Consider the following 20,310-nt stretch of genomic DNA (forward strand, 5'->3'; position numbering starts at 1 on the left):
GGCAAACGGACCCACGTTCACGAAAGATCGTCCGACCACAAGATTTCCGACCAGAAGGTCGGTTCTGGCGTACTTCGGGATCGTCTACATCCGTGATCATGGGCGCTATGCTGGCCGGGACCTGTCCCTTCCCGACCCGAGGCACTGACCTATGAGCGTGTTGACGCGCCGAGCCGGTGTAGAGCCGCAGCGCTTGACCGCGCGGTTCGACACGCGCACGGCGATGGTGATCGCCAGCGCTACCGGCGCGCTGCCTCTCCTCGCCATCGCAATGATCTCGCCCACGTTCCTGAAGCCAGGGGCATTCCCGCTCCTGTGCGCGATCGTGGGCTTCACGGCGCTCACCGTTGTCGTTGCGCTGAAGATCGGTCGCCTGACCGATGTTCAGTTCGCGATACTCGGCAGTGGTGGCATGGTCGGAGTCGCGATCTCCGCGTACCTCATCGCCGACCCGTCGGGCACTCGGGCAGTGACGTCGATGTTGGCGGTCGTCCCCGCCATCGCCGCTGCCGGGTCGCCGCCGAAGATCACCGCCGCGGTCACCGCCGGTTCAGTTGTTCTCGCGACGTGGCTGTCGTCGATCACACTGTCCGATTCCGGAGTGGCCGTCACCGTCGTCGCCGTCGGAGCTGCCGCGACGACCGTTCTGGTCCCTGTCGTACTGATCGCCGCTCTACGGCGCTCGCTCCTGGCAGTCAACGGTCGCCTGAGCGTGCTGGCGAACACCGACCCGCTGACCCGCCTGTTGAACCGCCGGGGAATGCTGTCGCAGGTCGAGGCCCTCCTGGACAAGGCATGCACCAGCCGCGGTCGGATATGGGCCTACGTCGTGGACATCGACCACTTCAAATCCGTCAACGACACACTCGGCCACGCCGCCGGAGATCGGGTTCTCGTCACCATCGCCGAAGCGCTTCGCCACGCGACCGCTCGAACCGGCTCGCAGGAGGCCATCGTCTCGCGCATCGGTGGTGAGGAATTTCTGATCCTCACCGAACTGCAACCACGTACGCCGCTCGAAAGCGCGATCCTCGACAGCGTTCGCGCGGAATGCGAGGTCACAGTCAGCGTGGGCTCGGTGACGGTGGACGTGCGTGCCGCCCTCGATCCCCGGCTCAATTTCGGTGCCACGAGCGAGAGCTCGCACGTCGAACACGTCGTGGACACCATCATGCACGCCGCGGACAACGCGCTGTACGACGCGAAGTCCAGCGGGCGTGACCAATCCGCACATGCAGGTGCTGTCCTGGTCACCTGGGAAGCGCACACTCCCGAACAACGAAGTGACCTGGCAGCCGAGGTCGCACGACGCGCGATGCCGTGACAAGAAGCGAGTATTCAGGCCACAGCCGACGACTCGAGCGGGCCGCACAGAGCGTGCGCGTCCCGGACCATGTCCTCCCACACCGCCGGCTGAGCTTCACGCGAGAACGTCTCGCGGTCCCACCACATCAGGCGGGTCCGGTACTGCTCGCTCGGGTACGCCGCCGCAGGCACGTCGACGTCGATGCGGCCACCCGACGACTCCCACTGACGAAGAACATGGTCGGCCGCGCTGGCGAACAAGTAGCGACTTCCGGTCAACTCGATGGTCGGCAGTGCCGTGCGCGCGAGCAAGGCAGAGACCTCTCGCCCCGGACTGCCCTTGCCCACCCAGGCGCTTTTCATCTCGACGATTCCGTAGGGCAGCCGAGTCCGGAGTTGCCCGGCGACAACGTCGAGTCCGGGCGAGTTCTCCCATTCGACGAGCACGTGCGACTGTTCGATGAGGGTGTACGGTCCTTGCGCGCGCACTCCGCCGAGCATGTCACCGGACGAGTCGAGGACGACGTAGAAGAGTGTGGTCGTCGCGCCGGACGCAACCTCATCGATGTCCAGCGCCCGGGTCACCCCGTGCCGCGAGTACGACGACCAGGCGCCGTCGACGTATCGGTCCCACAGTTCGGGCGCGGCCGCAGGAGTTGCGACCACCAGTTCCATCGTGCCGTCGCTCGTCACGCTCGATCGCGGTCCGAAGGACGACCCGAGCATGGTGTTTGCCGTTGTCAGGCGGGGCCTGATGCCGCGGATGTCTCGGCCCTTGTACTGAACGGCCGAGTGGTGGACGGCCGAGTGGTGGACGGCCGATGTGCGTGCAGATCCTGTCGTGTGTGCAACCACGTCTTAACTCCTTGAGAACGGTCCAGATCCCCGAATGGAACCGGACGAGGGCACTGCCGGACGGCAGTCCACTCATTCTTCCCGGTAGTTGGGGTCGTTTGCCCAGCTAGTAACTCCGATGACCTGCAGAAAGCCCGCAGGTGATGAGATCGCACACACGCGAGCAGGCCGCTTTCCAGATTTGCGGTTGAATCTTTGTGTCAGGTCACGACCACGATCGATGCCGCTCGCCACAGCGTCCGGGGCGGTGTTCCGCTACCTTGACGGCAGCGGCAGGACTTCCGGCCGCATCGGACGAAACATCGAAGAACGAGGGTGACGTGGCAGAGCACGTTGTGTTGAATGTGGCCGAAACGAGCGGCCGCGAAGCGTACGAAGAGATTGCCGCGCAGAGCGGAATCCATGTCTTCGACACCAGTGTCACACAACGTAAATCGCTCGGCGAGCTTCGTCCGACACCGGGGGCGGACGTGCTCGAGGAACCTCTGTGGTGGGTGCACTACCCGTGGCGTCACGCGCTGGTTCGGGTCCTCGGTCCCGCTGCATTCCGGTTGCTCCGGTTGGATCGGAACCGAAACAAGATCACAGCGTCGGAGCAGAACGCTCTGTCCGAACTGCGGGTGGGTGTGGTCGGACTGAGCGTCGGTCACGCCGTCGCGCACACCCTTGCCATCGAAGGCCTGTGCGGTGAACTACGTCTCGCGGACTTCGACGAACTCGACCTGTCCAACCTCAACCGAGTCCCGGCGTCGCTCTTCGATTTGGACGTCAACAAGAGTGTCGTCGCATCCCGTCGAATCGCAGAGCTCGACCCGTACCTGTCGGTGGTCGAGTTCCAGGACGGGTTGACGCCCGAGACGATCGACTCGTTCCTGGACGGCCTCGACATCGTCATCGACGAATGCGATTCTCTCGACGCGAAATTGACGCTTCGCGAGAACGCGCGTCGCCGAGGCATACCGGTGATCATGGAGACCAGCGACGGCGGGATACTCGATGTCGAGAGGTTCGACGTCGAGCCGGATCGTCCCCTGCTCCACGGCCTGCTGGGCGACCTCGACGCTTCTGCTCTCCGCGACATCACACCGGAGCAGAAGGCTCCGCTGGCAGCACGAATCCTCGATCCCGCCAAGCTCACTCCGCGGATGCTCGCGTCGGTGCCTGAGATCGGCAAGACGTTGTCGACGTGGCCTCAGCTCGGGAGCGACGTCGCGCTCGGTGGAGCGTCCGTTGCGGCCGTCGTCCGATCCTTCGGCCTCGGAAACCCACCGAGCTCGGGCCGAGTCCGCATCAACCTCGATGCGCACATCGCGGCGATCGAGGACCTGCGCGCGGAGGCGTGAGAGGGCGCCCCTCAGCTGTGCCAGTCCACGGCGGTGAACGGCGCCTCGGTGGTGATTCGGCCTGCGATGCCCGCATGAGCGAACTCCTTGGCCGCGGACACTGCGTCGGCGACGTCGGTGCCCTTGGCGAGTTCCGCGGTGATGGCGGCGGCGAACACGCATCCAGCGCCGGACACCCGCTCGTTACCGATCTTCGGCGCTCGTAGCACCGTGATGTCGGTTCCGTCGAAGAACACGTCGACGGCCTCGTCACCGGGCAGACCGGCGCCGCCCTTGACCGCGACGTAGCGCGGGCCGAGATCGGCAATACGTCGAGCTGCCTCCGCGAGGTCGTCGACCGTCTCCAGCGACTCCATTCCGGACAGCGTCTGCGCTTCGAAGAGGTTGGGGGTGACGACGGTGGCGAGCGGGAGAATTTCGCTGCGCAGCGCGTTGTCGGTGTCCAAAGCAGCGCCCGGCTCCTGGCCCTTGCAGATCAGCACCGGGTCGACGACGACGTGCCGCCACGGCTGCTGCTTCAGCGATGACGCGACGGTCGCCACGGTTTCCGGAGTCCCGAGCATTCCGATCTTCACGACATCGAGAGCATGTGCGGACGTGGCCGCCTCGATCTGGTCGGCGATGACCTGGCCGGCGATCGGGACGAATCGGTGGCCCCACCCTGCCTTGGGATCGAAGGACACGATGCATGTGATCGTCCCGACACCGTAGACACCCAGTTTTTCGAACGTCTTGAGGTCGGCTTGCAGTCCGGCACCTCCGGTCGCTTCCGAGCCTGCGATGACGTACGCGATCTTCGACATGCGGCCATTATTGCGGAGGACCCGATGCCCACTCGAATCGGACGTGGGCCGTCGCCGTCGCCGCCGGCCTTTTGTCCGATTCGATACAGTCGATGCAATGAACGACGCGTACCTTGCCGCAACCAGCACCGATCTCGGCGGAATCGCCGGGTGGGCAGTCGGCTTGATGGAGACCATCGGCGGACCGGGGGCAGGCATCGCCGTCGCCGCGGAGAACTTCTTCCCACCGTTGCCCAGCGAGATCATCCTTCCGCTGGCCGGCTTCACCGCGTCACGCGGCGGAATGTCCCTTGTCGAAGCTCTGTTCTGGACCACCGCGGGATCCGTCGTGGGCGCACTGGTTCTGTACTGGCTGGGTATGAAGCTGGGCCGGGATCGGATGTACTCGATCGTCGATCGGATTCCGTTCGTCGACACCGGTGACCTCGCCAAGGCCGAGGACTGGTTCACACGACACGGCCGCTCGGCGGTGTTCTTCGGCCGGATGATTCCCGTCGTTCGATCCGGCATCTCCATACCCGCGGGCGTGTCCCGAATGCCGTTGGCCCAGTTCACCCTCTACACGACGCTCGGAAGCCTGCTCTGGAACTCGATCTTCGTCCTCGCCGGATTCTTCCTCGGCGAGAACTGGCACTACGTCGAGACCTACGCGTCGATTTTCCAGTACGTCGCCATCGGCGCCGCAGTCCTCCTCGTCGGATGGTTCGTGACGAAGAAGATCCGGGCACGAAGGTCCACCGAGCAATCGACCGGTACGGTCACCGATCGACCCGAAGGGTGAGCGCTCAGTCCAGCAGTTCGGCGGTGCGCAGCGCCGCGCGCACGTCCTCGTGATGCCACTCGTCGAGCTCGACGAGCGGCAGGCGGATACCTCCGGCCATCAGACCCATTTCTGCCAGCGCCCACTTGACTGGAATCGGGTTGGGCTCGGCGAAGAGGGCGCTGTGCAGCCCCGCGAGCGTCGCGTCGATCTCCGAAGCCAACTCCGCGTCCCCGGCCAACGCGGCGGCACACATGCGGGCCATCGCAGCAGGGGCGACGTTGGCAGTGACGGAGATGTTGCCGTGGAAGCCTGCGAGCATGCTGGCGCGGGCAGTGCCGTCGTCGCCGGAGTAGAGCGCAAAGTCGTCCAGCTCGAGCGCGACGAGGTCACGAACACGATCGAGATCTCCGGCAGCTTCCTTCAATCCCACGATGTTCGGAACCTCGGCGAGCCGGGCAACCGTCGACGGCAGCATGTCGCAACCGGTCCGGGACGGGACGTTGTAGAGGTACTGCAGGATGTCGACGGCCTCGGCGATCGCGCGGAAGTGCCGGTACAGGCCCTCCTGCGGCGGCTTGACGTAGTAGGGCGTCACCAGCAGTGCACCGTCGGCACCCGCTGCGAGCGCGGACTTGGTCAGGTGGATGGCCTCGGACGTCGAGTTGGCCCCGGTACCCGCGATGACGGGCACACGACCGGCCACGACGCCGATGGTCCGCCGAATCACCTCGGTGTGCTCGGACACCGACAACGTCGATGCCTCGCCACTGGTTCCGACCGACACGATCGCGGACGTGCCCTCCGCCACCTGCCGTTCCACCAGGGCGTCGAGCGCGGAGAAGTCGACTTCGCCCGAGGTCTTCATCGGGGTGACAATTGCTACGACGCTGCCGGTGATCACGCTTCTGACGCCTTCCGTCATGTGTTCGAATTCCGCTCGGAATCGTAGACGAACATGGTGAATAGCCGAGAACAGGCACGCTGATGGTCGTCTACGGTGAGGTGTGGAATCTCCGATCTCGAACTATCTCCGCACCGTTCTCGACGAGTGTCGCGGATCCGACGGTGGATCGATCCCGCAGGGCAACGCGGAACTCGCGCGGGCGGACACCGATTTGTTCGGCATCGCACTCGCCACCGTTGGCGGCTCGGTCTACACCGCCGGTGACGCGGAGTACGAGTTCTCGGTCCAGTCGATCGCGAAGACGCTCGCTTATGCCCTTGCCCTCGACGACCGTGGTCGTGACGCGATGGCCGAGATCGTGGACACCGAACCGTCCGGTGACTCGTTCAACGAGATCTCGCTGGAACCCGAGACGGGAAGGCCACGCAATGCGTTGATCAACGCTGGCGCACTTGCGGTTCATTCGATGATCGAGGGGACGTCCTCGGAGGATCGAGCCGAACGAGTCCGGTTGCTGCACAGCCGACTTGCCGGCCGAGAGCTCACAATCGACGCCGCGGTGCACGAAGCAGAGTTGGCGGCCGACGATCGCAACACCGGTATCGCGCACCTGTTGAAGGCAGTAGGAGTCCTCGGGGCCGACCCTGCCGAGGTGGTCGACGGATATGCCCGCCAGTGCGCGATCTCCGTCAATTGCCGTGACCTGGCTACGATCGCGGCGGTCATGGCAAACGGCGGAATCAGCCCCGAAACCGGAGAACGACTGCTCGACACCCGGCACAACCGGCACGTGCTGTCGGTGATGGCGACGTGCGGAATGTACGACGGCACCGGAAGTTGGATATCGACGGTCGGGATCCCGGCGAAGAGCGGGGTGGCAGGCGCGATCATCGGAGTGCTCCCCGGGCAGGTCGGTATCGCTGTCGTGTCACCGAACCTGAACGAGCACGGCAACAGCGTGCGCGGAGTGGCGGTGTTCGAACGACTGTCGCGGGATCTCGAACTACACATGATGCACGTCTCTCCGACCGGCGACTCGGCTGTCCGGACCACTGCCGACGGTGACGACGAGGCGACCGTCGAGTTGCAGGGCGACCTCCGCTTCGCCGGAGCCGAGTCGATTCTGGTCGCACTCTCTCGGACGACAGCGCGTGCACTGGTACTCGACTTCGAACACGTCCGGGCAATCGACGATGCAGCCCGGTCACTTCTGCAGCATGCCGTGGACCGACTGCGCGAGGAGAACCGTGACGTGACGGTCAGAGATCCGCAGAGTCTGATGTCGGCCTGATCTACTTGGGACGGCTTTTGGTCTTGGCCGCGTACATCTGCTGATCCGCCCTCGCCACGAGGGCCGCGCAGTCCTCGTCGGCAAGACGTTCGACGGCGCCGACGCTGACCGCCAGGGTCAACAACCTGCCGTTCCACGCGACGGGCTCACCCGTCAGCGTGCGGTCGAGCACAACGCAGAGGGCAGCGAGCGACGGTTCGGGTGAGGACTGCGGAAGCGCGACGACGAACTCGTCCCCTGCGAATCGGCCCGCGACAGCCCCGCTGGGCAACCACTCTCGCAATCGAAGCGCGACGGCTTCCAGGAGGCTGTCACCGGCACTGTGACCGTGCGTGTCGTTGACGATCTTGAGGTTGTCGACGTCGATGAACGCCAAGGTCACCGCTCGATCGTCAGCAATCCAACTGCTGAGGTGATCGAGAAACACTGCGCGCCTGGACAGTCCGGTCAAGTCGTCTCTCTCGGCTCGACTCCGCCACACGTGGGCGTCGTGCACCACCGGGTTGACCAGATCCATGCACACGATGAAGACCTTGTGCCCTGCCAGCACGCCGACTCCCACATGCATCCAGCAGGAGACGATCACGCCGTCTTTACGACGCAGTTGCCGCAGGGCCCTTCTCGGTTCGGTGCGTCCGTTGACGTCCACCGCCGACGACACGATGTCCAGCGCCATTCGGCGGGCCGACACCCGCTCGGAATCCGGAATGAAGTCGGTGACGGGCGCGCCGGTGAGGTCGCCGGCGTCGTACCCGAGCAGCTCACGACATTCACCGTTCGCGGCGACGATCACCGAATCCAGACTGTGCACCACGACGGCGATAGGGAGCTGAGCGACCACTGCTTCTATCGCGACGACCTCGTCCTCGGTAAAGCCTCGGACGTCCGACCGACGGGTCGGTGCACCACCGAGTCCCGCCCCGCTCGTACCGCCCATCGAAACCCGCCCCGCCGCCGTGTCCAGTGAACAGCCGTCAACACTACAGAGCGAACCGGTCCACGGCAGACGAACAGCACGCTTGGATGACGCCGTCACCGCCAAGCGAACACGGGTTGCTCGAAGTCCACGACCCGGGTGTGCCGGCGGTGCAGGACGACTTCTCTGAACTGATGCACGATGGCACCCGTCGGCGCATGGACCAGCGAAGTGCGGAACGGCCACTGGACCACGGGCCTGTCGGATTCCTCGATGGACACGAATCGTGGGTCCACATCGATCTCGGCGGCATCGACCTCGTAGACGGTGGCAACTTCACCCGGGTCGGCCGTCATCGTCGACAACGTGTCTCCGACCCACACCACGAACGGAGTGATGACGTATCCGGACCGGGTGCCGTAATCGTCGAGGCGTCCGAGGATGTCCGACGGTTCGGCCGACAATCCGACTTCCTCGGCCAACTCCCGCAGACACGCCTGCGGCGCGGTCTCATCCGGGTCGAGGCTGCCGCCGGGCAGCGCGAACTGCCCTGGGTGCGCACGGAGCTTCGAGGGCCTCTTCGTCAGAATCATCCGGCGGTCGCCTGCCTGGCCGCCGATCGCGACAGCCACGGCCGCTCGCCTACCGTCGACGCGCAGTTCCCGAGGTTCGAAGTCTGCGAGTGCGGCCTCCATGGCGTCGCGTTCGAGTCTCGATTCTTCGGCCATCGATGAAGCCTAGCCAGGTTCGGTCAGCACACCGACGTGACGTACCGTGCCGGACAGCCCTGGTACTTCCTGCCTGGGACTCCACGTCAGAAGTCCGTCCGCGCTGTCGGAGTAGTAGTACTTCCCCTCGGTATAGGCGTCGAAGTAGATTCGCCAGTGTCCGTTCGGCAGCTGGACGACGGCGGGGCCTTCGACCAGTGCACCCCAGTCCCCCGGCGGAACGAACGTATACGGCCCGGCGAGAGTAGGCGCTACCGCGTGTTCGAGCACCTTGTCGGTCTCGTTCTTCGTGAACGCGTGATAGACCCCTCCTAGTTCGACCACGGTCGTATCGATGCGATCGGCACCCAGGCCTGCGATGGGAAGCGGAAAGCTCCACTGCGTCAACGACTGATCGAGCGCGGTCATCAGGTACGGGACGAATCCGCCTCCTGTCGACAGGGAGACGATGAGGTTGACCCGGTCCCCGTCGACGAACCACTCCGGTGCCCACGCCTTCGTGGTGAACGGCGAGAGGGAAGGTCCGTCCGAAGACCCGGCAGACCCCGTCAGTCCGGGAGGACCTGCCGAGCCCGTGCCGTCTCCGGTGCCCGGCAGGAACGCGCAACACAACGGGACGGGATAGTTGCCCATGGGCGTCCAGTCGACGCGATTGCCACTGCGCGCGAAGCCGATGTTCGCTCCGCCTCCCGTCGTGTACGCGACGTAGTACTGGCCGTCGGAATGCCGGAAGATGCTGGGGTCGCGGATCAGCCCGGACGGCGGCCGAAACGCGCCTTCACGAACTGTCCGGAAGGTGCTGCCGTCCGTGGACTCGTACACATCCATGTCGCGGTCGCTGGATGCACTGAAGCCGACGACGGTGTATCGAAGACCGCCTGGCTGCGCACCACCGATGCCCGCCCCGGCCACCGTCAGACCCAGGACCAGACAGAGGACTGTCCACAGAGCGGCAGGACGTACACGCGCAGTCGGCTTCACCGTCAGGAGTATCCACGTAGTCGTGCGTCGGGGAGCCAGTTCTGCACGGACCTTGTCGATCGTTACAACAAAAAAGTGCGTTTACAACGACTGTTGCCGTTGTAAACGCACCGAAAGCGTTGTGAGGAGCGGGCGGTTACACCGTCACCGGGACGTCGTCGAACGCGTCCAGAAGATCTGCACGTACCAGGAAGGAATACGCACCCGCGCCCGACGGTTCGTTCTGAACCAACACCAATCCGTCGTCTCGAACGTCGCCGATGGTCACGATTACCGTGCTCTCCCCCGCTGTGAACTTAGCTCTGTCTCCGATTTGCACGAGGACCTAGGTACCCGCTCGAAGGACGTCCAAACCCCACCGTGAACTCGAAAGTCGAGGCCGACGCTCGATACAGTGCGTCCATGCGCACACCTGCCTATACGAACGTCCTGGTCACCGGCGCGTCCGGAGGAATCGGCAGGGCCACGGCGCGAGCTTTCGCGGCAGCTGGACATCGGGTGGCCGTCCACTGTTCGACGGCAGTCGACGCTGCGGCGCACACCGTCGAACTCCTCGACGGCACCGGACACGTCACCGTCACGGGTGATCTCTCCTCGCCGACGGGTGGGCCGGGGATCGTCGACGAGGCAATCGACCGTCTCGGAAGTGTGGACGTGCTGATCAACAACGCCGCCGTCGGGCCGACCGAAACGAACCGACACCCCATCACCGAGGGGTCGTTCGAGGAGTGGGAGTCGGCCTGGCGAGCGATGCTGCAGGTCAACCTCATCGGTGCAGCCCATACGACATGGGCCTTTGCCCGCCACCTCATCGACAGGGGCACACCAGGTGCACTTGTCTCGGTCGGTTCCCGGGGCGCGATCAAAGGGGAGCCGGACTACCCGGCGTACGGTGCAAGCAAGGCCGGACTGCATGCGTTCAGCCAATCGATGGCGGTAGCGCTTGCACCGCACGCTATCTCGGTCACCGCCGTCGCGCCCGGGTTCGTGTCCAGCGAACGCCAGGCGGCCAAACTGGCCGGAGAACTCGGTGACGACATCCGTCGCCAGAGCCCGTTCGGTCGAGTGGGCACACCGGAGGAGATAGCGTCGACGATCGTCTTCCTCGCGTCACCCGAAGCCGCCTGGTGCAGTGGCACGGTGGTCGACGTCAACGGCGCGTCGTACCTACATCCGTGAGTGCACGGATGGAATGGTCATCGCACCACGTCGTAGACGACCTTGACGACGCCGTTGGAGTACGCCGCGGATTCGCGGAGAACGAGACGCTGCTCCGGGCGTGAGTCGTGGCCGAAAAGATTTTTGCCGGACCCGAGGACGACGGGGAACACCAGCAGGTTGTAGCGGTCGATGAGTCCGGCGTCCGCCAGGCTGCGGGCGAGTTCGCCGCTGCCGTGGATGAAGATGGCTCCCCCGTCGGATTCCTTGAGAGCCGCGACGTCCTCGGCCGATCGCAGGATGGTCGTCTCGCCCCAGCCGTCGACCAGAGCTGTGTCGTCGAGGGTCGTCGACACGACGTACTTGGGTAGGTCCTTGTAGCTCGCGTGGTCCTCGGACCCGACCCAGACCGGCGCGAAGACCTCGTAGCTGCGGCGGCCGAACATCAGCGCCGTCGTCTCCTGCAGTTCCTCGCCCTTCAGCGAGAACGCCTCGGGGACGAATTCGGTGCGCATCACCCAACCGCCGCTGTGGTGTCCCTCCGCTTCGCCGCCAGGCGAATCCAGCACGCCGTCGACCGACACGAAACCCGTCCACACCAATTCACGTGCCATCCGATTTCCCCAGTTCTCGTTCGTCCTGTGTTCTTCCGCGAGGCACCCTGTCACTCCCCGCCGGATCACTGTACAAACCGGACACCCATTCCAGAAGTGCCGAGTGGAACGTGAACGGCAGAAAAATCTACGCGTCGTGACCGATGTTCCGCAGCGTGTCCCTCGCGCATGATCGTGTTCGAACACCCTGCACACCCTGCCGAAAACCGCAACGGCACCCTCACACCGGAGAGCGAGAATCCACATGTCCGAGCCGAAGAACCTCAATCCGCTCTCCATTTTCACCGGCTTCATTCCCTGGATCGCGTTCACCCTGGTCGCGCAGAGAATGGCGGCAAACGGCGTCGCCTGGAGCGCACTGCTGGCCGCGGCCATCGGTCTGGTGTTCGTCGTCCGAGGCCGGCGCACGGGCAACCCCACGATGATGGACATGTACTCGCTGGTCCTCTTCTCCCTGATCGCCGTCGTCGGCTTCGTCGGCGGCGAGAACATCGACAACTGGCTCTTCGAGTGGGGCCGGCCGCTCGTCGGCGTCGTACTCGGCCTCATCCTGCTGGCCACGGCGTCCACGCGCCCGTTCACCGCCGAGTACGCGAAACGGTCTACTCCGCAGGAGTACTGGACCTCGCCGCTGTTCCGGCGCATCAACTTCGTCCTGTCCGCCACCTGGGGCGTCGCGATCACCGTGATGGGCGCCGCGTCCGTACTCGTCACCGCCCTCGACGCGCACGCCACCGGAACCGACAGCCCGTATCTGATCGACTTCTTCCTCAACTGGGCAGTACCGATCGTCTTGATCGTCATCATGGTGCACGTGACCAACACATACCCGGACAAAGCAAGCGCCCAGGCCGCCGCCAGCCTCGGCGACGCCGCCTGAGCGACGGGAACGAGAAGACCCGATGCCGTGACGGCACCGGGTCTTCCTCGTTCACAGGAACCTTCCAGCCGAGAGCCAGGGTCCTCACCGGATCGACGCCCACTATTGAACCTACTGAGCCACCGAGTGCCACAGAGGAGCAATAGGAAATGACCCGAGTACCCGAACCCACCGATACACCCGACGGCCCGGCTTACGAAGGGCGCCTTCTCGATCGGCCCACCGAGGAGGTAGTCGATCAGGGTGCCCGCTTCGACATGACCACGCTGGTGACTCGTCGTCGAATTCTCAGTGTCGTCGGTGCCGGGGCAGGCGCGCTGGCGTTGGCAGCGTGTTCCAGCTCGTCCGACGCAGGCAGTACAGCCTCGTCGACGACGACATCCACCGGTTCGACGACGGCCGCCACCGATGAAATACCCGAGGAGACAAACGGCCCTTATCCGGCCGACGGCACCAACGGTGTCAACGTCCTCGAGGAGTCCGGGATCGTGCGCAGTGATGTGACGTCCAGCCTCGACGGCGGCACCAGCGTGTCGGGAGTGCCCCTGTCCCTGACCTTCTCGGTCACGGACCTGGCGAACGGCAACGATCCGTACGACGGTGTAGCCGTCTACATGTGGCAGTGCGATGCCGATGGCCTGTATTCGATGTACTCCGAGGGCGTCGAGGACGAGACGTATCTTCGCGGAATCCAGGTCACCGACGCCGATGGCAACGCCACCTTCCAGACCATCGTTCCTGGTTGCTACAGCGGACGCTGGACGCACATCCACTTCGAGGTCTATCCGGACGCGGCCTCCGCAACGACTGCCGAGAATGCAATCGCCACATCGCAAATCGCCTTCCCTCAGGACATGCTCGACACGATCTACACGCTCGACACCTACCCCGGTTCCGCCGAGAATCTCGCCCAGCTCGGCAGCCTGGACAACGACAACGTGTTCGGCGACGGCTACGAGCTGCAGATGGGCACGTTCTCCGGTGACGCAGGCTCCGGTTACGTCGGATCGTTGTCAGTTGCAGTCGATGCCACCACCGAAGCCACGATGAGTACCCCTCCCGGGGGCGGTCCGGGTGGTGGTGGCCAGCCCCCGATGGGCGACGGCGCGCCGCCCGCAGGCGGACCGCCGAACGCCGGCCCCACAAGCTCCAACTGACCCACTCCACTTCGAAAATTAGGGAAACACCATGTTGCACAATCTGACCGGCTGGCACGCACTGATCGTCCTCGCGATCCTCCTGCTCGTGTTCGGCTCCACCAAACTCCCGTCGCTCGCCAAGGGCGTCGGACAATCCCTGCGAATCCTCAAAGACGAGGTGCGTGAGGAGACAGCCGGCTCGTCGACTCGCGACCGCATCGGTGCCGAGAACGACACCACGACGGTTCCGTACCGACACGCATCATGACCGCAGCGACCACCACCGTGCGCGGCACGATGCCGCTGGCCGGTCACCTTCGCGAGGCTCGACGCCGAGCGACGCGCGCGGCGGTGTCGCTGCTGATCGGCATCGTGATCGGATTTCTCCTGTCCGATCCGATTCTCGATGTTCTGCGCACCCCCGTCGAAGAGTTGGCCGCGACCCGGGCCGCCAGTTTGAACTACGACACGGTGACCGGTGCGTTCGATCTCCAACTGAGAATTGCGTTGTTCGCGGGAATCATCGTGTCGAGCCCGATTTGGCTGCGCGAGCTGTTCGCCTATCTCGCACCGGGCTTGAACGAACGCGAGAAGAAATACGTCGTCGGATTCTCGGTAGCGGCCGCGCCGCTCTTCGCCGCTGGTTGCGCCTTCGGGTTCCTGCTCTTTCCCCGCATGGTCAGCGTTCTGGCCGGCTTCTCGTCCGACCAGGACAGCACCATCCTGAACGCGTCCTACTACGTGGACTTCGTCATGAAAATCGTCCTCGCGACCGGAATTGCTTTCGTACTTCCCGCGTTTCTGGTCATGCTGAATTGCCTGGGGATCGTATCGGCACACGCCCTGCGGCGCAGCTGGCGCGTAATGGTCGTCGTCATAGCACTTTTCAGCGCGCTGGTCACACCGGCGGCCGACGTTCTGTCCATGTTCCTCGTCGCGCTCCCGATGTCGGTGCTGTTCGGCGCAGCCCTCGTAATCACGGCGGTGCACGACAAGAGAGCCGCCCGACGTGCCCTCCACGACACATCACTGTCCATGAATCCCTGAAACCCGGAGCCCCTCCATGTTCGGATTGACCTTCGAAAAACTCTTCCTGGTCGCTGTCATCGCCGGATTCCTCCTCGGCCCCTCGCGCCTACCCGGCTATGCCCGCAAGCTGGCTCACGGGGTCCGCTCGATTCGTGACTTCGTCGACACCACGCGCGCCGAGGCAGAGCAAGAAATGGGAGTCACGTTGCGACGCAGCGAATGGGAATCGATCGATCTCCGGCAGTACGACCCCCGGCGAATCGTCCGGGATGCGTTGAACGAGACGATCACGCCGAACTCGGCGGCACCACCAGCGGACGCACTGCTCATCGAAGCGAGCGCGGTGCGCCCGGGGCAGAAGTACCTCGTGACGGGAACGTCCTCGCACCCGAGGCGAATCCTCATCGCGTCACTCCCCGAGGACGACCCACGGCGTATCGCTGCCGAGGTGGACAGCGTGCCGCGCGAACCCGTCGGAACGGTCGAGATCGCGTAAGACCTACCCCTCCGCTTGCTCGTCTTCCTCGGGTTCGAAGGACGACTGGTCGGTATGACCGACGGCAACTCCGTCGTCGGTGTCCGGGATGGACCCGTCCTTGCCCAATCCGTCATCTGTGTTCTTGTCGGCGGGTGTGTCGGTGGTACTCATCGTCGAACTCCTTGTTGTCGGTGGTGCTGTTGTCGGTGGTGCTGTTATCGATAGTGCTGCTTACCTCCCCCGCACCGCATCAAACCTCGACAGTCAGGCCTGATCGCCCGCCTGCGCGGGCACGAGCAACAGCATCGAGCACAGCAGGACGACAACGAGAGACACTGCGTTGAGGATCGCGTCGCGAGTGTCGTACATGTGCAACATGGTTGCGTGGTAGGTGAAGTGCAGCAGGTTGAACGCGGAGTACGACAACGCTGCAACGAGAACCAGTGTCCTGTTACCGATTCGGACGAATGCGCATGCGCTGAGTATCGCCAGAGCCAGATACAGCGCTCCAACGTCCTTGGCGAAATGCTCGTTGTAGGGACCGAGCACCGGCAACCACTGCATGCCGAAGCCCGGAAAATTGTCGTACCAATGGAGTGGCGCCGCGTACGCCCACACGCCGACGAAGGCACCGGCGAGCACGAGGACCAGAAGACACACGCGGTGCACAAAAGGGTTCATGCCGATATCGGCGATGCAGTGGGAACGATAGTGAGGTGCGCGGGACCGCGTCCTCGCAGCCAGGCGGAAAGGCACACCCTCGGTTGATGCAACCTGGGCAGTATGGTCGACGAATGACTGTGCGAGCGGGTGTGGTGGTCACCGGAACCGAAGTCCTGTCCGGTCGGGTGACCGACAGGAACGGGCCGTGGGTAGCGCAACAGCTGCTGGAGATGGGCGTGGACGTCGCGCACATCACGATCTGCGGTGACCGGCCTGCCGATCTGACCGCCCAAGTGCAGTTCCTGGCCGACCAACGTGTCGATTTGATCATCACGACCGGCGGCTTGGGTCCAACGGCGGACGATCTGACCGTGGCGACGGTCGCCGCACTGTACGGCCGCGAATTGCGTCTCGATCCGGAACTCGAGCAGCACATCCACGCGATCATCGAGAGATGGCGGAGCCGGATGAGTTCCGCGATCGACTCCGAGCCGTTGCAGGCAGGTATCCGGAAGCAAGCACTGGTTCCGGTTGGCGCACTGTCCATTCCGCCGACCGGAACCGCACCGGGTGTCGTCGTGCCGGCAGACGACGCCGGGCGCTTACCCACTGTGCTGATCCTGCCAGGGCCTCCTCGTGAACTCCAGGAAATGTGGCCCGCTGCGCTCGCGAGCGAACCGGTCGCCGCGGTTCTGGCCCGTCGCACGCAGGTCCGTCAGAGCACCATCCGGGCATACACCTTGTCCGAGGCGGATCTCGCTGCCACGCTACGAACCGCAGAACTCCGGATCGCGGGATTCGGTGATCTCGAGATCACCACCTGCTTGCGACTGGGCGAACTCGAGATCGTGACCCGGTATGCGGAGAGTGCGAGCTCGTCGTACGCGGAGCTCGTGACGCTGATCGACGAACACCACGGTGCACAGGTCTTTTCCATCGACGGGTCCACGATCGACGACATGGTGGCCGACCGGTTGGCCGGCCGCCGTATCGGCACCGCAGAATCGTGCACAGGTGGAATGATCGCCGCCCGCCTCACCGATCGAGCGGGCTCGTCGGCCTACGTCGTCGGCGCGGTCGTGTCTTACGCGAACGAGACCAAGATCGGTCTTCTCGACGTCCCTGCCGAGATGATCGACGAGCACGGCGCCGTCAGCGAACCGGTGGCGGCCGCGATGGCGGAAGGCGCTTTGAGACGAGTCGGCGTCGACATCGCGGTCTCCACCAGCGGGATCGCGGGACCCGGCGGTGGCACCGACCTCAAGCCGGTAGGCACCGTCTGCTTCGCCATCGCGGAAACCGGTCGACCGACCCGCACCCGCACTCTTCGACTCCCCGGCGACCGGGCGACCGTTCGTGCACTGTCGACGACCGCGGCCATGCACATGGTCGCCGACGCACTGGCGCCCGCCCGGTGAGTCAGCGCGAAAGCACCTGCACAATTAACCCTTTACTTATATAAGCAGCAATTGATACTCTGCGTCGGTGCACGCTTTCGACATTCTGGGCGACCCGGTGCGCCGAAGGGTTCTGGAGTTGCTCGCGGACGGCGAGCAGACCTCCGGAGCCCTCGCAAAAGTGATTCGAGCCGAATTCGCAATCTCCCAGCCTGCCGTCTCTCAACACCTACGCGTGTTGCGCGACAACGGGTTCACCTCCGTGCGGGCCGAGGGCGTGCGCCGGTACTACGCAGTGGAACCAGGACCGCTGAGCGAGGTCGACCTGTGGCTGAATCGTTTTCGCCGATTCTGGAATCAACGCCTCGATGCACTGGAGACCGAGTTGGCACGCGGCAGACGAGCAGCCAACTCGACAGTTCTACCGAAGTTCGACACCGACGACGATCATGCCGATCGAACAGCGAAGGAGATGTGAACGTGAGGGACGTACTGAACGAGTTGGCCGCCGCGCGCAGGGCAGTGGGAACGAGCAGTCTCCCCGCAGGCGATGCGTACACCATCGAGATCCGCCGTCGGTACGACGCGGGGATCGACGACGTGTGGGGTGCCCTTACCGACCCCGACCGCGTCGCGCGTTGGCTCGCGGCAGTGTCGGGCGACCTACGCCTCGGAGGAAAGTTCACGCTGGGCAGTGGTGAGCACGGCGAGATCCTGGCATGCGATGCACCGCATCTGTTGAAAGTCACCTGGATGTTCGGGCCGGAAGCCGATGCGTGGCCAGGCACCAGCGAGGTGCAGATCCGATTGACCCCAGGGCAGAACGGCGATACCGAATTCGAACTGGTCCACACAGCGGTGCTGGCAGAGCCCCTTTTTCCGACCTACGGCCCCGGTGCGGGCGGCGTCGGCTGGGATCTGCATGTTCTCGCCCTCTCCGCCTTCCTCGACGGCGGTGACACCGTCGATCACGATGCGCTGCGGGCTTCCTCGGAAGGCCGCGAGTTCATCCGTCGGAGCGCCGCGGGATGGGGAGCGGCGCATCTGGCTTCGGGCGGCGACGCTGATCACGTCGCATCCGCGGTCGAGGCCACTACCAAGTTCCATGCGCCCGATCCGGCCTGACCCTGATCAACCGTTATATATACAAGAAGTAAATTTTCGTAACCTGTATTGACAAGTGACCCGGCAGGGTCGACAGTCGATGCATGCACACTCAACGGAACTACGACGTCGTGATCGTCGGCTCGGGCATCGTCGGCCTCGCTCACGCCTATCACGCGCATCGGCGAGGGTTGACGGTCGCCGTCGTCGATCATGCAGACGCCATTGTCGGGGCCTCGGTCCAGAACTTCGGACATGCCTGCATCACAGCCCAATCGGGCGAGGCGCTCGAGTATGCCCGAGCAGGACGCACACACTGGCTCGACCTGGCCACGAGCTCCGGCTTCTGGGCTCGCGAATCGGGAACGCACTGCGTCGCCCGGCACGACGACGAGCTCGAGGTGCTGCGGCAGTTCGCAGCCGTTCGCGGCCCCGAAGAAGCGCAGCTTCTCGACCGCGACCAGATCCTGGGGCGCCTACCCATTGCGGCCGACGGTGTGACCGGTGGCCTGTACATGCCTCTGGACCTTCAGGTCGATCCTCGTCGAGCCGCACCGGCGATCGCCGCATGGCTCGAGTCGTCCGGCGTTGACTTCCACTGGCGAACCGCTGCAACGTCGTTCGATCCCGGCGTAGTCCACACTTCGCGGGGAGATCTTCATGCCGACACCATCTTCGTGACGGTGAACTACGACATCGATCGGCTGTTCCCCGAGTACGCAGAGCGCGGCGGCCTTCTGCGGTGCCGCCTCCACATGATGCGTGCTCGCGTCGAACTGCCCACGCCGCTACCCACTCCCCTGTTCACCGGATGGTCACTGCTTCGTTACTCCGGTTTCGAGGGATTACCCGCGGTTGTCGACGTTGCCGGCCGACTCGGCGCAGAGTTCCCGGAGTACCTCGCACTCGACCTCCATCAGATGTACACCCCACAACCGGACGGCTCGATCCTCATCGGCGACACGCACATTCGCGAGATCTCGTCGTCGCCCTTCCAGAGCGAAGCCGGGTTCGACGCCTTGATCACCGAAACGAAGGCGATATTCGGCATCGACCGGGTCGAGGTGACCGAACGGTGGCAGGGGGTCTACAGCTCGGCTCCGGAATCCGAATTCCTTCTCGTAGAACCGATTCCGGGAGTACACGTCGTCACGGTGACGACCGGAATCGGCATGACCACCAGCATGGGCCTCGCCCAATCCAGTCTGGCCCGCGCACTCGAACCACTCGCTACTACCCCGATAGGAATCGACGCATGACCACCGTGGACACTCACCCGATCAGCCTCGTCGTGTTCGACATGGCCGGAACGACAGTCGAAGACAGCGGATTGGTCCAGCAATCGTTCGCCGCGGCGGACGAGCATGCTGGACTGTCCCGCGACTCCGAGGACAAGGCTCGCATGCTGACCTATGTCACCGACACGATGGGTCAATCGAAGATCGACGTCTTCGACACCTCAGTGGCGGAAACGAAGAACAAGCCCAGTCCGCCAACAAGGCGTTCGAACGTTGCTACGGTCAACTCGTCCGCGACGGACACTGCAGTGCCATCCCCGGTGCAGAGGAGCTTCTGAAGTCGCTGCGATCGGCCGGTGTCACCACGGCGCTGACGACGGGCTTCGCATCCGAAACCCAGCAGGCAATCCTCTCGGCTCTCGGCTGGCAGGACATAGCCGACGTCGTTCTGTGCCCGGGTGACGGTGTACGCGGACGGCCGTTCCCGGACATGCCGCTCACTGCGCTCCTGCGTACCGGCACTCCGTCGGTGCAGTCGATGCTCGTGGTCGGTGATACAACCTCCGATGTCACCAGCGGACTTCGATCGGGCGCACGAGCAGTGGTCGGCGTTCTGACCGGTGCGCACGACGCCGACCGACTTCGAGCCGCAGGCGCTACACATGTACTCGACAGCGTGGCAGATCTACCGTCGTTGTTGGGCGCACTGCGCTGACGACAC

The 20,310-nt window shown here is 64.4% G+C and carries 24 protein-coding genes and 1 pseudogene; 15 read left to right on the forward strand and 10 right to left on the reverse strand.

The annotated features are described in order from the left end of the window. Positions 1-151: 151 nt before the first annotated feature. Positions 152-1,324 carry a diguanylate cyclase gene (locus CH293_RS02550; RefSeq protein ID WP_037113684.1) on the forward strand — a complete coding sequence of 391 codons (1,173 nt, stop codon included), beginning with the start codon at positions 152-154 and terminating at the stop codon, positions 1,322-1,324. Between the two features lie 14 nt (positions 1,325-1,338). Here CH293_RS02550 and CH293_RS02555 read toward each other — a convergent pair whose 3' ends face one another. Further along, positions 1,339-2,160: a hypothetical protein gene (locus CH293_RS02555; protein WP_094719256.1), complete on the reverse strand. Its 822-nt coding sequence runs from the start codon at positions 2,158-2,160 to the stop codon at positions 1,339-1,341. Between the two features lie 260 nt (positions 2,161-2,420). Here CH293_RS02555 and CH293_RS02560 point away from each other — a divergent pair, with 260 nt between their 5' ends. Beyond that, a complete protein-coding gene (locus CH293_RS02560) occupies positions 2,421-3,503 on the forward strand; it encodes an Rv1355c family protein (RefSeq protein WP_094719257.1) in 1,083 nt (360 codons plus the stop codon). Positions 3,504-3,514: 11 nt separating this feature from the next. Here the strand turns inward: CH293_RS02560 and thiD are convergent, their stop codons facing one another. After that, entirely contained in the window at positions 3,515-4,306 is a 792-nt protein-coding gene (gene thiD, locus CH293_RS02565) for a bifunctional hydroxymethylpyrimidine kinase/phosphomethylpyrimidine kinase (RefSeq protein WP_037113686.1), read from the reverse strand. 97 nt (positions 4,307-4,403) lie between these two features. Between thiD and CH293_RS02570 the strand changes: the two genes are divergently transcribed. Next, entirely contained in the window at positions 4,404-5,087 is a 684-nt protein-coding gene (locus CH293_RS02570; RefSeq protein ID WP_094719258.1) for a DedA family protein, read from the forward strand. A gap of 4 nt (positions 5,088-5,091) precedes the next feature. On the opposite strand, the gene dapA is transcribed toward CH293_RS02570, so the two are convergent. Continuing rightward, positions 5,092-5,970, reverse strand: coding sequence for a 4-hydroxy-tetrahydrodipicolinate synthase (dapA, locus tag CH293_RS02575; protein ID WP_369597554.1), 879 nt, complete (start codon positions 5,968-5,970; stop codon positions 5,092-5,094). Between the two features lie 103 nt (positions 5,971-6,073). Here dapA and glsA point away from each other — a divergent pair, with 103 nt between their 5' ends. Next, positions 6,074-7,264, forward strand: coding sequence for a glutaminase A (gene glsA, locus CH293_RS02580; RefSeq protein WP_037113690.1), 1,191 nt, complete (start codon positions 6,074-6,076; stop codon positions 7,262-7,264). Position 7,265: 1 nt separating this feature from the next. Here the strand turns inward: glsA and CH293_RS02585 are convergent, their stop codons facing one another. The 4 genes from CH293_RS02585 to CH293_RS28470 form a co-directional block, all read right to left on the reverse strand. After that, positions 7,266-8,201 (reverse strand): sensor domain-containing diguanylate cyclase, encoded by a 936-nt coding sequence (locus tag CH293_RS02585; RefSeq protein ID WP_037113692.1) that lies wholly within the window; start codon positions 8,199-8,201, stop codon positions 7,266-7,268. A 95-nt stretch (positions 8,202-8,296) separates the two neighbouring features. Then, positions 8,297-8,908 (reverse strand): CoA pyrophosphatase, encoded by a 612-nt coding sequence (locus CH293_RS02590; protein WP_037113694.1) that lies wholly within the window; start codon positions 8,906-8,908, stop codon positions 8,297-8,299. 9 nt (positions 8,909-8,917) lie between these two features. Continuing rightward, positions 8,918-9,889: an arabinofuranosidase gene (locus CH293_RS02595; RefSeq protein WP_037113696.1), complete on the reverse strand. Its 972-nt coding sequence runs from the start codon at positions 9,887-9,889 to the stop codon at positions 8,918-8,920. Positions 9,890-10,025: 136 nt separating this feature from the next. After that, a complete protein-coding gene (locus CH293_RS28470) occupies positions 10,026-10,157 on the reverse strand; it encodes a hypothetical protein (protein WP_255122671.1) in 132 nt (43 codons plus the stop codon). A 134-nt stretch (positions 10,158-10,291) separates the two neighbouring features. Between CH293_RS28470 and CH293_RS02605 the strand changes: the two genes are divergently transcribed. Next, positions 10,292-11,068 carry an SDR family NAD(P)-dependent oxidoreductase gene (locus CH293_RS02605; RefSeq protein WP_094719336.1) on the forward strand — a complete coding sequence of 259 codons (777 nt, stop codon included), beginning with the start codon at positions 10,292-10,294 and terminating at the stop codon, positions 11,066-11,068. Between the two features lie 17 nt (positions 11,069-11,085). On the opposite strand, the gene CH293_RS02610 is transcribed toward CH293_RS02605, so the two are convergent. Beyond that, a complete protein-coding gene (locus CH293_RS02610) occupies positions 11,086-11,661 on the reverse strand; it encodes a dihydrofolate reductase family protein (protein WP_094719261.1) in 576 nt (191 codons plus the stop codon). Positions 11,662-11,905: 244 nt separating this feature from the next. Here CH293_RS02610 and CH293_RS02615 point away from each other — a divergent pair, with 244 nt between their 5' ends. The 5 genes from CH293_RS02615 to CH293_RS02635 all read left to right on the forward strand — a co-directional run bounded on the left by CH293_RS02615 (position 11,906) and on the right by CH293_RS02635 (position 15,205). After that, positions 11,906-12,541, forward strand: coding sequence for a hypothetical protein (locus tag CH293_RS02615; RefSeq protein WP_037113701.1), 636 nt, complete (start codon positions 11,906-11,908; stop codon positions 12,539-12,541). A 149-nt stretch (positions 12,542-12,690) separates the two neighbouring features. Next, complete coding sequence (locus CH293_RS02620; RefSeq protein WP_094719262.1) at positions 12,691-13,698, forward strand: intradiol ring-cleavage dioxygenase; 1,008 nt, start codon at positions 12,691-12,693, stop codon at positions 13,696-13,698. Positions 13,699-13,729: 31 nt separating this feature from the next. Beyond that, complete coding sequence (locus CH293_RS02625) at positions 13,730-13,948, forward strand: twin-arginine translocase TatA/TatE family subunit (protein ID WP_094719263.1); 219 nt, start codon at positions 13,730-13,732, stop codon at positions 13,946-13,948. Beyond that, positions 13,945-14,727, forward strand: coding sequence for a twin-arginine translocase subunit TatC (gene tatC, locus CH293_RS02630; protein WP_094719264.1), 783 nt, complete (start codon positions 13,945-13,947; stop codon positions 14,725-14,727). Before CH293_RS02625 ends, tatC begins: the two co-directional genes overlap by 4 nt. Positions 14,728-14,743: 16 nt before the next feature. Next, positions 14,744-15,205 (forward strand): preprotein translocase, encoded by a 462-nt coding sequence (locus CH293_RS02635; protein WP_094719265.1) that lies wholly within the window; start codon positions 14,744-14,746, stop codon positions 15,203-15,205. A 3-nt stretch (positions 15,206-15,208) separates the two neighbouring features. Here the strand turns inward: CH293_RS02635 and CH293_RS28085 are convergent, their stop codons facing one another. Both CH293_RS28085 and CH293_RS02640 read right to left on the reverse strand, forming a co-directional pair. After that, positions 15,209-15,358 (reverse strand): hypothetical protein, encoded by a 150-nt coding sequence (locus CH293_RS28085; RefSeq protein WP_170945138.1) that lies wholly within the window; start codon positions 15,356-15,358, stop codon positions 15,209-15,211. A gap of 93 nt (positions 15,359-15,451) precedes the next feature. After that, positions 15,452-15,868: a hypothetical protein gene (locus tag CH293_RS02640; protein ID WP_176459876.1), complete on the reverse strand. Its 417-nt coding sequence runs from the start codon at positions 15,866-15,868 to the stop codon at positions 15,452-15,454. A gap of 113 nt (positions 15,869-15,981) precedes the next feature. Between CH293_RS02640 and CH293_RS02645 the strand changes: the two genes are divergently transcribed. The 5 genes and pseudogenes from CH293_RS02645 (at position 15,982) to CH293_RS02665 (ending at position 20,304) form a co-directional block, all read left to right on the forward strand. After that, the gene (locus tag CH293_RS02645) at positions 15,982-17,268 is read left to right on the forward strand and encodes a competence/damage-inducible protein A (RefSeq protein ID WP_094719266.1); all 1,287 of its coding nucleotides are present in this window, start codon (positions 15,982-15,984) and stop codon (positions 17,266-17,268) included. A gap of 67 nt (positions 17,269-17,335) precedes the next feature. Continuing rightward, on the forward strand, positions 17,336-17,725 hold the full coding sequence (locus CH293_RS02650; RefSeq protein ID WP_094719267.1) for a helix-turn-helix transcriptional regulator: 390 nt from the start codon (positions 17,336-17,338) through the stop codon (positions 17,723-17,725). A gap of 2 nt (positions 17,726-17,727) precedes the next feature. Then, positions 17,728-18,372, forward strand: a complete 645-nt coding sequence (locus CH293_RS02655) for an SRPBCC family protein (protein ID WP_255122672.1) — start codon at positions 17,728-17,730, stop codon at positions 18,370-18,372. Positions 18,373-18,455: 83 nt separating this feature from the next. Continuing rightward, positions 18,456-19,610 carry a TIGR03364 family FAD-dependent oxidoreductase gene (locus CH293_RS02660; protein WP_094719269.1) on the forward strand — a complete coding sequence of 385 codons (1,155 nt, stop codon included), beginning with the start codon at positions 18,456-18,458 and terminating at the stop codon, positions 19,608-19,610. Beyond that, positions 19,607-20,304: pseudogene (locus CH293_RS02665) on the forward strand (phosphonatase-like hydrolase). The gene CH293_RS02660 and the pseudogene CH293_RS02665 overlap by 4 nt, the downstream one beginning before the upstream one ends. The last annotated feature ends 6 nt before the right edge of the window (positions 20,305-20,310 follow it).

This window comes from Rhodococcus sp. 14-2470-1b (genome assembly GCF_002259415.1).
Classification (GTDB): Bacteria; Actinomycetota; Actinomycetes; order Mycobacteriales; family Mycobacteriaceae; genus Rhodococcoides.

Bases quoted from the DNA above. Each gene is read 5' to 3' on its own strand.
- CH293_RS02640 (WP_176459876.1), bottom strand. From the start codon at position 15,868: ATGAACCCTTTTGTGCACCGCGTGTGTCTTCTGGTCCTCGTGCTCGCC.
- CH293_RS02550 (WP_037113684.1), top strand. From the start codon at position 152: ATGAGCGTGTTGACGCGCCGAGCCGGTGTAGAGCCGCAGCGCTTGACC.
- CH293_RS02620 (WP_094719262.1), top strand. From the start codon at position 12,691: ATGACCCGAGTACCCGAACCCACCGATACACCCGACGGCCCGGCTTAC.
- CH293_RS28085 (WP_170945138.1), bottom strand. From the start codon at position 15,358: ATGAGTACCACCGACACACCCGCCGACAAGAACACAGATGACGGATTG.
- CH293_RS02615 (WP_037113701.1), top strand. From the start codon at position 11,906: ATGTCCGAGCCGAAGAACCTCAATCCGCTCTCCATTTTCACCGGCTTC.
- CH293_RS02585 (WP_037113692.1), bottom strand. From the start codon at position 8,201: ATGGGCGGTACGAGCGGGGCGGGACTCGGTGGTGCACCGACCCGTCGG.
- CH293_RS02590 (WP_037113694.1), bottom strand. From the start codon at position 8,908: ATGGCCGAAGAATCGAGACTCGAACGCGACGCCATGGAGGCCGCACTC.
- CH293_RS02605 (WP_094719336.1), top strand. From the start codon at position 10,292: ATGCGCACACCTGCCTATACGAACGTCCTGGTCACCGGCGCGTCCGGA.
- CH293_RS02660 (WP_094719269.1), top strand. From the start codon at position 18,456: ATGCACACTCAACGGAACTACGACGTCGTGATCGTCGGCTCGGGCATC.
- tatC (WP_094719264.1), top strand. From the start codon at position 13,945: ATGACCGCAGCGACCACCACCGTGCGCGGCACGATGCCGCTGGCCGGT.
- CH293_RS02610 (WP_094719261.1), bottom strand. From the start codon at position 11,661: ATGGCACGTGAATTGGTGTGGACGGGTTTCGTGTCGGTCGACGGCGTG.
- CH293_RS02570 (WP_094719258.1), top strand. From the start codon at position 4,404: ATGAACGACGCGTACCTTGCCGCAACCAGCACCGATCTCGGCGGAATC.
- thiD (WP_037113686.1), bottom strand. From the start codon at position 4,306: ATGTCGAAGATCGCGTACGTCATCGCAGGCTCGGAAGCGACCGGAGGT.
- CH293_RS02635 (WP_094719265.1), top strand. From the start codon at position 14,744: ATGTTCGGATTGACCTTCGAAAAACTCTTCCTGGTCGCTGTCATCGCC.
- CH293_RS02625 (WP_094719263.1), top strand. From the start codon at position 13,730: ATGTTGCACAATCTGACCGGCTGGCACGCACTGATCGTCCTCGCGATC.
- CH293_RS02645 (WP_094719266.1), top strand. From the start codon at position 15,982: ATGACTGTGCGAGCGGGTGTGGTGGTCACCGGAACCGAAGTCCTGTCC.